General features: G+C 45.4%; 17 protein-coding genes. 6 read left to right on the top strand and 11 right to left on the bottom strand.

The window, feature by feature from the left end; genetic code table 11:
* The first annotated feature begins 51 nt into the window (after positions 1–51).
* Positions 52–1,452 (top strand): MFS transporter, encoded by a 1,401-nt coding sequence (locus ACY2IG_RS09165; RefSeq protein ID WP_035407717.1) that lies wholly within the window; start codon positions 52–54, stop codon positions 1,450–1,452.
* A 70-nt stretch (positions 1,453–1,522) separates the two neighbouring features.
* Here the strand turns inward: ACY2IG_RS09165 and ACY2IG_RS09160 are convergent, their stop codons facing one another.
* The gene (locus ACY2IG_RS09160; RefSeq protein ID WP_462617777.1) at positions 1,523–2,410 is read right to left on the bottom strand and encodes an alpha/beta hydrolase; all 888 of its coding nucleotides are present in this window, start codon (positions 2,408–2,410) and stop codon (positions 1,523–1,525) included.
* 144 nt (positions 2,411–2,554) lie between these two features.
* Between ACY2IG_RS09160 and ACY2IG_RS09155 the strand changes: the two genes are divergently transcribed.
* Complete coding sequence (locus tag ACY2IG_RS09155; protein ID WP_462617776.1) at positions 2,555–3,169, top strand: histidine phosphatase family protein; 615 nt, start codon at positions 2,555–2,557, stop codon at positions 3,167–3,169.
* 36 nt (positions 3,170–3,205) lie between these two features.
* Here the strand turns inward: ACY2IG_RS09155 and ACY2IG_RS09150 are convergent, their stop codons facing one another.
* Positions 3,206–3,784, bottom strand: a complete 579-nt coding sequence (locus tag ACY2IG_RS09150; RefSeq protein ID WP_462617775.1) for a hypothetical protein — start codon at positions 3,782–3,784, stop codon at positions 3,206–3,208.
* A gap of 118 nt (positions 3,785–3,902) precedes the next feature.
* Between ACY2IG_RS09150 and ACY2IG_RS09145 the strand changes: the two genes are divergently transcribed.
* The gene (locus ACY2IG_RS09145; RefSeq protein ID WP_462617774.1) at positions 3,903–5,183 is read left to right on the top strand and encodes a right-handed parallel beta-helix repeat-containing protein; all 1,281 of its coding nucleotides are present in this window, start codon (positions 3,903–3,905) and stop codon (positions 5,181–5,183) included.
* A gap of 305 nt (positions 5,184–5,488) precedes the next feature.
* Complete coding sequence (locus ACY2IG_RS09140) at positions 5,489–5,899, top strand: SRPBCC family protein (RefSeq protein ID WP_308101618.1); 411 nt, start codon at positions 5,489–5,491, stop codon at positions 5,897–5,899.
* Here ACY2IG_RS09140 and ACY2IG_RS09135 read toward each other — a convergent pair.
* The 8 genes from ACY2IG_RS09135 to ACY2IG_RS09100 form a co-directional block, all read right to left on the bottom strand.
* The gene (locus ACY2IG_RS09135; RefSeq protein WP_308101617.1) at positions 5,874–6,101 is read right to left on the bottom strand and encodes a helix-turn-helix domain-containing protein; all 228 of its coding nucleotides are present in this window, start codon (positions 6,099–6,101) and stop codon (positions 5,874–5,876) included. The two genes, ACY2IG_RS09140 and ACY2IG_RS09135, sit on opposite strands and share 26 nt — an antisense overlap.
* Before the next feature lie 23 nt (positions 6,102–6,124).
* Entirely contained in the window at positions 6,125–6,955 is an 831-nt protein-coding gene (locus ACY2IG_RS09130) for a carbohydrate ABC transporter permease (protein ID WP_308101616.1), read from the bottom strand.
* Positions 6,952–7,950: a carbohydrate ABC transporter permease gene (locus ACY2IG_RS09125; protein WP_462617773.1), complete on the bottom strand. Its 999-nt coding sequence runs from the start codon at positions 7,948–7,950 to the stop codon at positions 6,952–6,954. Before ACY2IG_RS09125 ends, ACY2IG_RS09130 begins: the two co-directional genes overlap by 4 nt.
* A gap of 17 nt (positions 7,951–7,967) precedes the next feature.
* Positions 7,968–9,218 carry a type 2 periplasmic-binding domain-containing protein gene (locus tag ACY2IG_RS09120; protein ID WP_329468462.1) on the bottom strand — a complete coding sequence of 417 codons (1,251 nt, stop codon included), beginning with the start codon at positions 9,216–9,218 and terminating at the stop codon, positions 7,968–7,970.
* 55 nt (positions 9,219–9,273) lie between these two features.
* Positions 9,274–9,597, bottom strand: coding sequence for a hypothetical protein (locus ACY2IG_RS09115; RefSeq protein WP_308101613.1), 324 nt, complete (start codon positions 9,595–9,597; stop codon positions 9,274–9,276).
* A 103-nt stretch (positions 9,598–9,700) separates the two neighbouring features.
* On the bottom strand, positions 9,701–10,405 hold the full coding sequence (locus ACY2IG_RS09110; protein ID WP_056061652.1) for an AAA family ATPase: 705 nt from the start codon (positions 10,403–10,405) through the stop codon (positions 9,701–9,703).
* 10 nt (positions 10,406–10,415) lie between these two features.
* Complete coding sequence (locus ACY2IG_RS09105; RefSeq protein WP_462617772.1) at positions 10,416–11,123, bottom strand: hypothetical protein; 708 nt, start codon at positions 11,121–11,123, stop codon at positions 10,416–10,418.
* A gap of 81 nt (positions 11,124–11,204) precedes the next feature.
* The gene (locus ACY2IG_RS09100) at positions 11,205–11,924 is read right to left on the bottom strand and encodes an alpha/beta fold hydrolase (RefSeq protein WP_329468454.1); all 720 of its coding nucleotides are present in this window, start codon (positions 11,922–11,924) and stop codon (positions 11,205–11,207) included.
* 90 nt (positions 11,925–12,014) lie between these two features.
* Between ACY2IG_RS09100 and ACY2IG_RS09095 the strand changes: the two genes are divergently transcribed.
* Both ACY2IG_RS09095 and ACY2IG_RS09090 read left to right on the top strand, forming a co-directional pair.
* Positions 12,015–12,677, top strand: coding sequence for a Type 1 glutamine amidotransferase-like domain-containing protein (locus ACY2IG_RS09095; RefSeq protein ID WP_329468452.1), 663 nt, complete (start codon positions 12,015–12,017; stop codon positions 12,675–12,677).
* Positions 12,674–13,231 carry a histidine phosphatase family protein gene (locus tag ACY2IG_RS09090; protein WP_462617771.1) on the top strand — a complete coding sequence of 186 codons (558 nt, stop codon included), beginning with the start codon at positions 12,674–12,676 and terminating at the stop codon, positions 13,229–13,231. Before ACY2IG_RS09095 ends, ACY2IG_RS09090 begins: the two co-directional genes overlap by 4 nt.
* Positions 13,232–13,236: 5 nt before the next feature.
* Here the strand turns inward: ACY2IG_RS09090 and ACY2IG_RS09085 are convergent, their stop codons facing one another.
* The gene (locus ACY2IG_RS09085) at positions 13,237–13,509 is read right to left on the bottom strand and encodes a hypothetical protein (RefSeq protein WP_064299800.1); all 273 of its coding nucleotides are present in this window, start codon (positions 13,507–13,509) and stop codon (positions 13,237–13,239) included.
* Positions 13,510–13,640: the final 131 nt, after the last annotated feature.

Here is a 13,640-nt window from a genome sequence, read left to right as displayed (position 1 = left end):
GAGGTGAGTTGTTAATCGTAACGCATTCATTGAAAAGGAAGTGAGAACTTCATGCGATTCAGAAGGGAACATGTCAATGTCGTTGATCCGGCGCAAACGAAAAAGAGTGTCTATGCGACTGGAATCGGCAATGCGATGGAGTGGTTTGATTTTGGGTTGTACTCCTACCTCGCCGTCATTATCAGTCAAAATTTCTTTAGTGGTGTAGAAAATGATGAACTGAAGCTGGTCTTTACGTTTGCGACGTTTGCGATCGCCTTTTTGATGCGACCACTCGGCGGATTGATCTTTGGACGAATGGGCGACCGTCTAGGACGAAAAGTCGTCTTGACGACGACGATCGTCATGATGGCATTTTCGACTTTGTTAATTGGTCTGCTGCCGACCTACGATCAAATCGGTGTCTGGGCACCGATTCTTTTACTGTTGGCAAGGATCTTGCAAGGCTTTTCGACTGGTGGTGAATATGCTGGTGCGATGGTCTATATCGCCGAGTCTTCACCCGATAAACACCGGAGCGCGTACGGTAGTGGTCTTGAAATCGGAACATTAGCTGGGTATATTCTTGCTTCCGTGTTAGCGACGATCTTGTTCGTCTCTCTATCAGACGATCAAATGTCATCTTGGGGATGGCGTATTCCCTTCATCTTAGGCGCACCACTCGGATTATTTGGTCTTTATCTTCGGCGACACTTGGATGAGTCACCGATTTTCGAGAATGAGATCGATGAGAGTGAACAGGAACAAGCGACGTTTCGGACGATCATCCAAGAACACCGGAAAGACATCATCGTCTGCTTTATCGCCGTTGCTTTCTATAACATCACGAACTATATGTTGTTATCCTATATGCCGTCTTATCTGGATGAAATCATCGGTCTACCGAGTGCAACGAGTACGATGTTAATCACCGGTGTCATGATCATTATGATTCCGCTTGCTTTCTCGTTCGGGCGCTTGAGCGATCGGCGCGGCAATCGACGATTGGTACTGCTTGGATTGACGGGGTTAGCCTTAACATCAATCCTCTCATTCTTCCTAATCGGGCAAGACTGGTTGTTATTCGTCGGCATCGGGATCTTCATTATTGGTTTCTTTTTGTCAATTTTCGAGGGAACAATGCCAAGTCTGTTGCCAAGTATTTTTTATTCAGATGTACGGTACCGGACGCTTTCCGTTACTTTTAATATCGCAGTGTCGATCTTTGGTGGGACGACCCCACTCGTCTCGACCTGGCTTGTGCACACGACAGAAGATCCACTCGCTCCAGCCTATTACCTGACAGCCGTCAGCGTCATTGGCTTCATCACTTTCTTCTTTTTCTTTGAGAACACAGCAGGTAAGGCGCTCAAAGGATCACATCCGACGGTTGCTTCGGAACAGGAAGTACATGAAGTCGCAAAAAATCCGGAAGATGCGCTGTGGTGGAAAGAAGACGACAAAAAAGAATGACGATAATACGAACAGTCCCTTACTCGATGGAGTGAGGGACTGTTGCTTTTCATGAATTTGTGATGCAACGTTACGAACGTTTAGCAGACTGAAAGACATGTATAAGAAAATCAGCAATCCGTTGCCAAGCCTGAAGCGCTACGTTTGCATCACCGTGATGCGTAAAGGCATGGGGTTGTCCGGCAAATTCCTGGTGTTCGACGTGAACACCTGCTGCTTGAAGTCGTTTAGCATACTGCTGAACTTCCTGCGCCAGTGAGTCGTGCTCAGCCGTCAAAATGAGTGTCTTCGGTAATGCTTCAAGTTGAGCCGCATAGAGTGGCGAAGCAAGGTGATGATACGCATCTTCCGCACGAGCGATGTACATCGCGTTGAACTGGCGTGCCTGCTCAGTAGGTATGGCTTCTTCAAAAAACGGTTTGTCCGCTGGGTCCGTTGCGAGATCGAGTGGAGGATAGTCAAGGATTTGAGCGATGAGCGGAACCGGATGTGTCTGCTCGGCGTTCCATAACGATATGGCAGTAGCGAGGTTCCCACCAGCACTATGTCCCCCGATCGCGATGCGCGCAGCATCGAGGTGTAGCGTATCAGCATGTTGAGATATCCACTGGACGACCTCATAGGTGACGTGGACTGGAACGGGGAATGGATACTCCGGTGCTAATGGGTACTCGATATTAAAAACATGACAGTTGACGGTCTCAGCAAGAAACAGATTCCATGGTTTGTCCATCTCTGGCGTTCCTGTGATGAAACCGCCACCATGGAAACTGATGAATCCAGGTAATATGTCTGCTGCATCGATCGGCGAGTGCAGCAATACTCGGACATCGCCGATCGATGTCGGCACCTGTAACGTACTCGTTATAGCTTGCGGTGGTTGAGGGGGTGTGACTTTAGGACGTTCCTCTCCCGAGCGAATCTGTTCGGCAAGGTCAATCATTTGTTGACGATTCATCGAATTCCTCCTTTATGTCTATCTTCATCATACCGAACGGATTGGTGGATTTCTCTTTTGGATTTGTTTTCTCTAGGTACAGGAAAAAACAGCCAGGTTTTGATACACTTTTGAAAGAAACTAGAAACCGAAAGGATGAAATAGATGCCAACACTTTACATGACGCGTCATGGCGAGACGGAATGGAACTTAGAAAAACGAATGCAAGGCTGGGAAGACTCTCCCTTAACAGCGAAAGGCAGACAGAATGCACGGGACCTCGGTCACCGCTTACGTGAAGTACATTTAGATCACCTTTATATCAGTCCGATTGGCCGCGTCCGAGAAACAGTTCGGATGATGGATCTTGATCCAAAGATTCCAGTCACCGTCGATGATCGATTACGAGAGATGCACATGGGCACTTGGGAAGGAAGGACGGCAGCGGAAATTGAAGTGGCGCATCCCATCGCGCATACTTCGTTTTGGCAAACTCCACACGCATACATACCGGAATCCGGGGAGTCGTTTGACGAGGTTCGTGAGCGCATCCTATCGTTTTTGGAACGACTGGCAGATCATGAAGAAGACGAAAACATCTTAATCGTCACCCACGGCATCTTCCTTAACATCTTGTTGACATATCTTCAACGAAAGCCGTTCGCGACATTATGGGATCCGCCGTTCATTCATGGAACGAGTTTAACGATCGTTGAATACAGGGATGGGGAAGCCGTGATTCGATTAGAAGCTGACATGTCGCATGTCATAGCGGACTAAAAAAACGGCGGACTTTTTCTCGGTCCGCTGTTCTCCTTATCGTGATTTCGTCAAATAGATCAAAATTGCGCCTTCTTGTTTTCTGACCTTTAGGTGAGGAGAGGATAATGTGTCAATCGAGCGACCGATGATCGATTCTCCTGTCGTATAGCGTTTGAGGAGTAAGGGATAGAACGAAGCATTCGTCTGTTTCTGATCATTGAATTGACCGCTGTCAGTCTGGACATTTTGAGGTAAGGTATAGACCGTTTTCGTCTCAGGAATACCATTCTTCGCATCAAGCGAATAGGTGAAGGCATGCGAATCCTTGAGCAGGTTCAAATCATACGTCAACTGGAACGGTGTGCGATCATATGTACCGGCAGGAATCGATTTGTCGATTAGCACCTCTGGGGGTTCTGTATCGTCAAATTGAACCGCTTTGAGCTGGAGTTTGCGATCGAGTGTACCAGTTAAGAAAAATGTCCGCTGTTGCTGCGACTCGTCCTTTGCGGTAGAGGGTGTGATCGAAAAGGAAGACTTCTTGATGTTAACGGTCTCTTTTGGAAGGACGGTTGCTTCCGTTGTGCAACCAGCAAGCAAGAAGGGAAGAGTAAATAAAAGCGCATATTTCATGACGTGTTCCTCTTTTCCATAGTCATAGTAAATCGGGTTAAAATTAAAAATATTCAAAAAATTAGAAATGATACCTATATTGTACCAGGAATCACACTGTCAAATAAAGGAGGAAAACATGAAAGGAAAATGGTTATTAGCGTCCATACTGCTCGTCGGTTGTACGTCGACAGGGGAAGAGGCCGAATCGACGGCAAAATCGTTATACGTCGCACCGAACGGCACCGATAAAAATACCGGCACGTTGAAGCATCCGCTTAAAACGGTACGACAAGCGACAAAAAAAGCGACGGCCGGAACGACCGTCTATCTGCGTAAGGGAACGTATCACGAAGCTCTGAATGTTACACAGAGCGGAACGAAACAACATCCGATTATCTTTCGTAATTACAAACAAGAACGGGTCGTCTTAAGCGGGAAGAACATCAAAGATCGGGACGCAACCTTACCAATCATCCAGATCAAGGATCGGCAATACGTGACCATTCAAGGACTGACGATCGAAGCCGTTCAGTCGAAACGGTCGGATGCGACACCGATCGGCATTTTGGTCACGGGATCAGGATCACACATCACGTTAAAAAACAATACGGTTCGCCACATTAAGACGCTCGCGAAAGAAGGAAATGCACACGGGGTCGCCGTCTACGGATCGGGAGCGATTCGTCACCTGACGATCTCCGGAAACCGAGTCGAACAGAATCGCCTTGGTTTCAGCGAAGCATTTGTTTTAAACGGAAATGTCAAACATTTTCGTGTGACGAAGAACATCTTACGGAATAACGACAATATCGGGATTGATTTAATCGGGTATGAAGGAATCGCGCGATCGAAGAAAGACGACTACGTCCGTGAGGGCGTCGTGTCGGAAAATCGTGTCTACCGGACGTCGAGCTACGGCAATCCTGCTTACGGGAAGGAATACAACGCAGCCGGTATCTATGTCGATGGTGGGAAGAATTTGACGATCGAGAAGAATCTCGTCGAAGCGAGTGATATCGGGATTGAAGTGACGAGTGAACATGCGGGACGATACGCAGAAGATGTCATCGTCCGCCAGAATGATATACGGCAAAACGTCTACACCGGAATTGCGATCGGTGGTTATGACACGAAGCGGGGCGGTACAAAACGTGTCCGGATCGAGCAAAATCAGCTGATCGGTAATGATACGAAAGGACTCGAGGGTGGTCAATTGCTTGTCCAGCACGATGTGCGTGACAATACAATCATCAGGAATACATTCGACGGTCCTTTAAGTGTCGCTCATTACTTTAAGACGAGTTCTGGGAACCAGTTTGAAAAAAATACGTTCAACCATACGAAACGTTTCATGTGGCGCGACGCCTCCTATAAAACGGAACAAAGCTTCTTGAAAGCAGTTCGAAAGGGAGAATGAGGATAAAACTTTCGGAGCGGCTCCTCGCTTACTGGATCAATATCCCGAGACACTGGCGGCTCGCAACGTTGACAGCCTTCTTATTAACGGTTTGGACGATCGAGGGCATTCGTTTTTTAACAAGTCCAACATTACGCCTCCCGACCATTACCGATGCAATCATCTGTCTCATACCGGCAATTCTTTTGTTTGTGATATAGAAAACAAAGAGCCAAAATCACCTCTGAATTAATTGGTTGAAACAAGGGATTTGTTTAGGCGTTCTCGAAAAAAGGAGGAAACTTAAATTATAAGGAGGAAGAATAATGACGAAACTAACGATTCAAGCTGTGATTGACCGTCCGGTCGAGACAGTATGGGAGCTTTGGAACGCGCCGGAAGACATCAAACGCTGGAACGCAGCGTCTGACGATTGGCATACGACGGCGTCAAAAAATGATTTGACGGTCGGTGGTCAATTCACGAATCGCATGGAAGCAAGAGACGGTAGCATGGGATTTGATTTCACGGGTACATATGAGTCAATTGTGCCGCATGAACATATCGCCTATGTCCTTGAGGATGGTCGTCAGGTGACAATCGACTTTTCTCGAAACGGAGACCATACAGAGATTGTTGAGTCGTTTGATGCCGAAACGATCAACCCGCCTGAAATGCAACAAGCGGGTTGGCAAGCAATTCTTGATCGGTTTAAGGCGTATGCTGAGTCGAAATAAGTCGTTCGCTTCGTAACTTCCGACCACGGCGGTCCGTCAGGGCAGGAATACCGCCGCTCTCGTACCGCTGAACCCAGTTATACAATTGTTGATACGATACATCATGCCGTCCGGCGATACGTTGGTAATCCTTTGCGGCTGCCAAACAATCGAGGACGGCATTCATGCGTTGTTCCATGTTTATATGTCGTAATGCTCGCATGATATAGCAGCTCCTCTTTAAGGTCATTTCAGACCAGAATGGGTGATTCCCTTGACGAAAAAACGATTTGCCCAGATGAAGAGTAATAGCGCTGGCAAGGTTGCGATGACAGTTGAAGCCATCATGGCTGCTGGATTGACAAAGTTTGATCCTTGGACGAGTGTAGCGATGCCAAGTGTCATCGTTTTCATTTCTGCTTCATTCGTTACAAGAGATGGCCACAGAAAATCATTATAGATCGCAAGGAAGGTGACGATTCCAAGCGTCGTGATGATAGGGCGCAAGGTAGGTAGAATGACTTTCGTCAACACCTGCCATTGATTCGCCCCATCGAGATAAGCGGCCTCTTCTAAATCTTTCGGAAATGTCCGCAGAAAGTTGTAAATCAGAAAAACACCAAGTGTGCCTGCAGCATAGGGCACGATGAGAGGAACATAGGAATCAAGTAATTCTGCTTGTCTAAAGAGATAAAACGCTGGGAACAATGTCACGATGCCTGGAATCGTCAAAGCGATGACGACGATGGCGAGAATGATTTTACGACCTGGAATCTGAAGGCGTGCTAGAGCGTATGCGGCTAACACGTCGACAAATAAAACAAGTAATGTTCCTAGGACAGTGACGATCGTCGTGTTTAACAACCATCGAATTAAGGGAGACTCGCTACTAGCGTTTAAGATGAGACGGTAATTTTCAAGCGTCCAAGATTTCGGTAGTAGGCTGGCGCTTTCCAGCGAATCACTTAACGTTTTAAATGATGTTAATATCATCCAGACAAGCGGAAGTAAAAAAATGATCGATAATAAGCTGGCTACGGTCAACAACAGGATCGTCGTCGTTTTTTTGTGTCTCATGTGATCTTCCGCTCCTTTTCAGCATCGCTCTTGATAGTAATGTCTGTAGCTGAAGAAGTTGACTTCTTTTGGGCAACGGATTTCGATGAGACAGGTTCTTTTTTTGTTGCCATATAGGATACAAAGAACTGCATACCGGTAATGATCATCATAATGAATCCCATTAATAGTGCCATCGCTGCTCCCATTCCTAACTGATTCTGACCGAATACGGTCGTATTGATTCCCATGATCAATGAGGTCGTCGATTGCTCTGGTCCTCCTCGGGTAATCAAAAGCGTTTGTCCATACAAATTAAAAGAAGCGATTAACGTCGTAATGAGGACAAAAAATGTAATTGGTCGAATCGTCGGTAATGTAATGCTTATAAACTGATGCCAGGGAGACGCGCCGTCTAAGCTAGCTGCTTCGTATAACGTGTGATCCACTTCTTCCAGTGCATTCAAGAAGAGTAACATATTGAAGCCGACCGTCCACCATACAGTCGCAATGACGATGACGACCCAGGCAAACGGTTGATCACTCGTCCAATTGACTGGTGAGCTGATGAGGTGGAGATCAAGTAACAATCGATTGATGAATCCACCATTCGTCGCAAACAACCAAAGATAAATGGCAGATACTGCTGTCACCGAGATGGAGTAGGACATGAAGAAAATCGTCCGAAAGAATGTTTTAAATCGTCGTGGAAGATGACGGATTAAGAGCGCGAGCAATAAACTACAGATAACAAGTAACGGTACGCTGTAAACCATGAACCATAATGTGTTCGTTAACGTTGCTAAAAAGAGACGTTGATGTACGGTCTCATTAACAAGTAAATCCCGATAGTTCGAGAGACCGACGAAACCATTTTCTCCAAAAGACAGTCTGAAATCATGTAGACTCATCCAGATGCCATACACTAGCGGGAGTAACCAAAATAAAACGAAACAGATAAGGAACGGAAGTAAAAAGAGCAATCCGAACCAACGTGATCGTCGTGTCAAATACATTGGTCTCCTCCTTTAACTCACTTGGATTTAGCAATTTCTTGAGCCTGTTTGGTCGCTTTTTTCAGTTCTGTCATCAAGGCATCTTTCGTCAGATTACGATCACTCGTTAATTTTGCGAACACGACTTCGTTCATATACCGCATCTGCTCATCAAACTGATAGACCCGGGGTGCACGAACATAATCTTTCAATTGCTTTTGATTTTCAGCTGCGAGTGCATACCGGGATGGATCATCAGTAATCAATTTTAATGTCTCTTTGTGAGAAGGGGTTTGACCCGATTCAGCCCAATTGGCTAAGTGTTTCGGAGTGTAGAGGTATTTGAAGAAAGAAGAGATTCCTTTCTTGACCTCTTGATCCTGAACAGAAGAACTGACGGCGATCGTATGGGCATTTCCTGTCGTAGCTTTTGATTTGAATAAGAGGGGCATTGGTCCAATGCCTAATTGATCTTTATATTTATCCTTGACTGCTGAATAATACCAAGGACCCGTAAATGATACAGCGGTCTGATTGGCGTTATTCGATGCTGTTTTCATGAAAGATTGGAATTCACCATCTAGTCCTAATTTTTTAGGTGAAATTTGATCGACGAATATCATATCATGATATTTCATCAACGCATCTGCATAGGCAGGTTGCGCAAAATCAAGGTAGCCATCACGTTCGAGTTGAATGTCATTTTGTGCAGCCGCAACAGTTAGATAGAATGGAGTCAGTCCACTTGATGGAAGACCGAATGCGTAGAGATGATCATCTTTCTTTTGAAGTTGTTCATTCAATTGTTCGAGATCAGCATATGTTTTAGGCATAGATTTAACTAAATTTTTGTTATAAAACATCGTGAGTGGGTGAATGTCTAACGGCAGGGCGTACATTTTATTGCCAACTTTGGCAGAGTCCACTCCAGATGTTAAGAAATCGTTCTCTTTGATGTTTGCTTGTTTCATATAATCGGTAACGGGCTGAATCATTTGATCCGACTGATACGTTCGTAAACTTGCTTCATGAATGACAACTAAATCGTATTTTCCTGATTTGAATTTCGTATAATGATCTTTCTCTTGCGATTGGACCAATTTATACTTTTTCTGACTTGCATTGAATCCCTTGACGATTTTCGTCATATATTGACCATCGCCACCTGTGAATCCATTGATGAACTTAATCTCAATCTTGCCATCTGCATTCTTACCGTCACCACATCCTGTAAGCGGTAACAATAAACCGCTTAATAAAAGCAGTGGAAATATTTTATGAGTACGCATGTTTCATCACTCCTTCTACAAAATAAGAACAAATGTAATAAATACATGTTTTCAACTAACATTGATGGTGTTGCGCGATGTCATGCAGAAGATCCTTGAACTCTTGCATGGACTCACCTGGTCCAAGAAATAGCTGGTAAGTCCGAATGTAAGGACCATGAATCAATATACGTTTTTCGAGTGTTGGTAAATGGAGTTGATAATGAATTTCTCCAACCTGACTGACCGACGCACTATTCATCGGAGATACCGTCTCTTTAAAAGTAAGCGTCAATTTAGCAGAATTGGCAGTCATGTAATCAATGTGCATTCCGATATTCTCTTCTGAGAAATGGTGCTCGACAAGATTGACAAAGTGGGCACCACTAAAAAACTTCATAACACCCACACCTCCTTTAACTATGTATATCCTGTACATGTTTATTGAAAACCTGTATTTCAAATATTACAAAAAAACCACCTCAATAAAGAGATGGTTTGCGTTACCCTGCCAGTTCAAGCATTTGAACGAACGCGACGTCTGGATCAGTCGTCTCAAATCGATTCAACCACTCCTTGAAGTCACCTTCATACAAAATACGACCTTGATGGAGGAAGATGACGTGGGCATCGGTATGTAATAGATCGTGTAATTGATGGGTCGAGAAGAGACACGTTTGTCCACTTGCGGTCATCTGCTCGAAGCGTCGCATGATATGAAGTCGTGTTGCCGGATCAACTCCGCTCGTCGGCTCGTCAAAGATGTAGAGCGAACGTGGAATTGTCGTCAACAGTGTGACGAACAACCATTTCTTTTCGCCAGCGGACATCTTGCCGATTTTCATCTCCCAAAGATGAGCGAATAGATCGAGCTCTCGTGGCTGTTTCAGATGGTGCGTATAGGTCTCTTGCTTGCGATATGCTTTCAAGCGGGCGAGCCGACCGACGAAGACGGCGACATCCTTGCCTTTTAGTTCATCCGAGTAATAGATGAATTGTGTGAGATACAGAATGTCTGAAATATGAGGTAAATCAAGTTCACCAGATGTAATCGGTAAGGCACCGGTCATGCAATCAAACAGTGTCGTTTTGCCGGCACCGTTCATCCCGATCAAGACGTTCAGTTTTCCGGGAATGAGCGAAAAGGAGACGTCGTGTAACAGGTCTGGTGATTTCGGATAGTTGAAGCGTATGTGTTGGACGTGCATCTGAATCCTCCTATCGAGTCAGCAATGACATGAGATTAAAGCGTTTGACAGAGAATAGACCAAGTAACAGATAAACGACGAGTACGACGGTCAAGATAAGGAACGATGCTCCCGTAACGTGCTCAGAGACAGCGAGACCGAGTGTTTTCATGACATAAAAAGGATTCAAGTAGCTGTACCAACGATCCGGTTGACTACTCGCGAACAAGAAGAGTGGATACATGACGATGTTGAGCAATGTCGACATACTCGAAATCTTTGCCGGCAGCATTGTCAAAGCGATGCTCGCGAAGGCAAGCGGGATGCTGAGCACCAAGACGAGATAAGCGAGTAACAACGTTAAAGGTGAGAAGTAGCCGAACACAAGCATCAGAATCGTCGTAAAGACCGTTAAACTAACGGCTGCAAATACGAGCTGAACAAGAACGAGTGCGAGAATACAACCAATCTTACTACCGGAAATCATGATATACGTCTTCATCAAACCATGTTCCCGCATCCGGGCAAGTTGGAGTCCGATGCCATTCACGTAAATCGAAAGTAAGATATAGCCCCAAAAGAGCGCGAGGAACGAGAGGAAACTGTTCTCGGTGAAGTCGAGGCGTGACCCGAAGACGAACGCGAGAATCAACGGGAAGATCAACGACCAAAAGACCGGAATCTTATCCGTCAGCATGATTTTTAAGTAAAGTATGAAGTAGCTAGGAATCGAGTACATATGTGCCTCCAATCAGTGTGTCGAATCAAGCTTATATTAAGTATACGTTTGGAAATGGGAAATAGTTCCTTTGAAAAGAGCTTAAGAATCACCTGAAATCAAACGATGTAACGCATCGACAACAATATGGGGGGCATCCTGTTGAATGAAGTGCCGGCTGTTTGGAACTTCGATCAACAAGCCTTGGATCGACTGTGCAGCAGTTTGTCGTTGCAATTCGTGCCACAATAGTTGCGCCTCACGCGAATAATGATCTTTTTTACCAGCAGACAGAACAATGACTGGAAATGGGTAGAGGATATCAACGTTCGTCGCTTCAATACTCTCTTTAAAATCTTTGTATGTACATTCGAGCGTGAATTGTTTTTTGTATATGGATTGGAACGTGTTTGGCATCACTGGTAAGAAGCGTTGAATATAGGACTCTGGTGTTGCATCGATGAGCAATAGACCTTTTATTTCACTTGGATATTGCGATGCAAATTGTCGAACTAACGTGCCGCCATAGGAATGACCCACAAGAATAAAGGGTGGTTTGAGAGATAAGGTATGGATCAAACGGCGAAGGCGATTCACGCTCTGGCGACTAGTCTCGGAATCATGCTGCATACTACCACCGATGTTCGTACGGTCATACATCAAGATCGTTCCAAGTCCTTCAACTTGATCCATGATTGGTTGCCAGGTTGAAAGATCTTGTCCATATCCATTTTCAAAGATAAACGTTGGTTGATCGGAAGTTCCGAGAATCAGACGATAGTGTAACGTCGTTTCAGGTAACGTCATTAAGTCGAAAGACATATGATTCCTCCTATTCTAGTGGGAATAAAAGTAAGGATACCAGAAAGAAACAAATATTGTAAACTGAAGCAAAGGACAGGAGGTATCATGATGGACTATTTATTAACGTCTGGTGGGATACAAAATCCATCGATTCACAACGCGTTACGCGAGATGCTCAGAAAACCGATTGAGGAATGCCATGCCATCGCGATCACGACAGCTTCATATGCGTTATCCAAAGGATTGGAGCTTGCTACAAACTTCATTCAAGGAAAAGATGAGGCACCGATGGTCGATTTAGGATGGAAGTCAGTCGGTCTGTTGGAATTATCAGCGGTCTCGGTAATTGATCCAGCAATTTGGCAACCAGCGGTCGAACAAGCGGATGTCATTCTCGTTAATGGTGGTGATCCACTCTTTCTATATCACTGGTTCGTCGAATCGGGCTTCGATCGACTATTACCGCAACTAACCGGTGTTTATGTCGGGATGAGCGCCGGCAGCATGGTCCTTACGCCACGAATCGGAACAGATTTCGTTGGATGGAAAAAGACGCCGGAGCAATCGGACGCAACATTAGGTCTCGTTGACTTTTCAATTTTCCCGCATCTCGATCATCCGCAATTACCAGATAATCACTTACAAGCTGCCAAATCTTGGGCTGAGACATTGACGAATCCGGCGTACGCGATCGACGACGCGACAGCGATCCGTGTTATCGGTTCGAACGTAGACGTGATTTCTGAAGGAAAGTGGGTCCAGTTGCGATGAGGACGCTCTATTTCATTCGCCATTGCGAATCGATCAAAACAGGCAGTGATCGAGGGCGGGGATTAACGGATGCAGGTCAGGAACAAGCGCAGGAACTCGTAGCGTTCTTTAAAGCGATACCGATTGACGCCATCTACTCGAGTCCGATGCAACGGGCGATGGACTCCGTTCGCCCACTCGCTGAGCAAAGAGGTTTGCCGATCTACGAGGCAGCGTTTCAAGAACGGTGTTTTCAGGAAACAGACGAACGTTTATCACCTAAACGGCTAGAAGAACTGTTGAAGCGATCATTCCAAAATGATGATTACGCGCAAAAAGGTGGAGAGTCGAATCAAATAGCACGCAATCGTGCTCTAGTAGCCATCGATCAGCTACGTAAAATCCACCCGCACCACCGATTGGTCGTCGCGACGCATGGTCTCGTGTTGGCGTTAGTGCTCGAACACTACACTGGACGACCGGCAAATGAGTGGCTGAGCGCGATGGCGAGTCCAGCGATCCATCAGCTGACATTCGATGCAAGCGGGAAAACGTCTCATGAACAACTCTTGTAAAATGATTAAATCTGCCCGCTGAAGATGAAACCGAGAAATAGCAGTAGTAACACACTAAGAGGAACGGAACAGGCGAGACTGACATATTTGAGGATTCCCGGTTCGCGTCGTTTGATGGCGACGATCCCGAGTCCGATTCCAAACAGATAAATGACAAGTCCGATCGGTATCGTAAGCATCGAGTTTGGTCCGAACGACCAGTTGAACGGCGGGAAAATCATAGAGTCGATGAGCAGACCGAGCAAACTAAAGAAGAGAGAAGCTTTAGCGTATGTCATGTGAGAACTCCTTTTAATTAAGTATGTGAACAAGAATTCGGAATTAAAATGAGAATTCCTGCTTCATCCAGTAAATTTCCTGTTTGGCATTTGAATGAACGGGAACTATATCTAAAAGATACTATCTTTTA

It is taken from the genome of Exiguobacterium sp. EF_C8, assembly GCF_054956715.1.
The sequence above is the reverse complement of the archived record's forward strand: the minus strand, read 5'-3'. Positions and strand labels throughout refer to the sequence as shown.

Excerpts from the sequence above, each read along its gene's own strand:
- ACY2IG_RS09165 (WP_035407717.1), top strand. The coding sequence starts at position 52 with ATGCGATTCAGAAGGGAACATGTCAATGTCGTTGATCCGGCGCAAACG.
- ACY2IG_RS09160 (WP_462617777.1), bottom strand. The coding sequence starts at position 2,410 with ATGAATCGTCAACAAATGATTGACCTTGCCGAACAGATTCGCTCGGGA.
- ACY2IG_RS09155 (WP_462617776.1), top strand. The coding sequence starts at position 2,555 with ATGCCAACACTTTACATGACGCGTCATGGCGAGACGGAATGGAACTTA.
- ACY2IG_RS09150 (WP_462617775.1), bottom strand. The coding sequence starts at position 3,784 with ATGAAATATGCGCTTTTATTTACTCTTCCCTTCTTGCTTGCTGGTTGC.
- ACY2IG_RS09145 (WP_462617774.1), top strand. The coding sequence starts at position 3,903 with ATGAAAGGAAAATGGTTATTAGCGTCCATACTGCTCGTCGGTTGTACG.
- ACY2IG_RS09140 (WP_308101618.1), top strand. The coding sequence starts at position 5,489 with ATGACGAAACTAACGATTCAAGCTGTGATTGACCGTCCGGTCGAGACA.
- ACY2IG_RS09135 (WP_308101617.1), bottom strand. The coding sequence starts at position 6,101 with ATGCGAGCATTACGACATATAAACATGGAACAACGCATGAATGCCGTC.
- ACY2IG_RS09130 (WP_308101616.1), bottom strand. The coding sequence starts at position 6,955 with ATGAGACACAAAAAAACGACGACGATCCTGTTGTTGACCGTAGCCAGC.
- ACY2IG_RS09125 (WP_462617773.1), bottom strand. The coding sequence starts at position 7,950 with ATGTATTTGACACGACGATCACGTTGGTTCGGATTGCTCTTTTTACTT.
- ACY2IG_RS09120 (WP_329468462.1), bottom strand. The coding sequence starts at position 9,218 with ATGCGTACTCATAAAATATTTCCACTGCTTTTATTAAGCGGTTTATTG.
- ACY2IG_RS09115 (WP_308101613.1), bottom strand. The coding sequence starts at position 9,597 with ATGAAGTTTTTTAGTGGTGCCCACTTTGTCAATCTTGTCGAGCACCAT.
- ACY2IG_RS09110 (WP_056061652.1), bottom strand. The coding sequence starts at position 10,405 with ATGCACGTCCAACACATACGCTTCAACTATCCGAAATCACCAGACCTG.
- ACY2IG_RS09105 (WP_462617772.1), bottom strand. The coding sequence starts at position 11,123 with ATGTACTCGATTCCTAGCTACTTCATACTTTACTTAAAAATCATGCTG.
- ACY2IG_RS09100 (WP_329468454.1), bottom strand. The coding sequence starts at position 11,924 with ATGTCTTTCGACTTAATGACGTTACCTGAAACGACGTTACACTATCGT.
- ACY2IG_RS09095 (WP_329468452.1), top strand. The coding sequence starts at position 12,015 with ATGGACTATTTATTAACGTCTGGTGGGATACAAAATCCATCGATTCAC.
- ACY2IG_RS09090 (WP_462617771.1), top strand. The coding sequence starts at position 12,674 with ATGAGGACGCTCTATTTCATTCGCCATTGCGAATCGATCAAAACAGGC.
- ACY2IG_RS09085 (WP_064299800.1), bottom strand. The coding sequence starts at position 13,509 with ATGACATACGCTAAAGCTTCTCTCTTCTTTAGTTTGCTCGGTCTGCTC.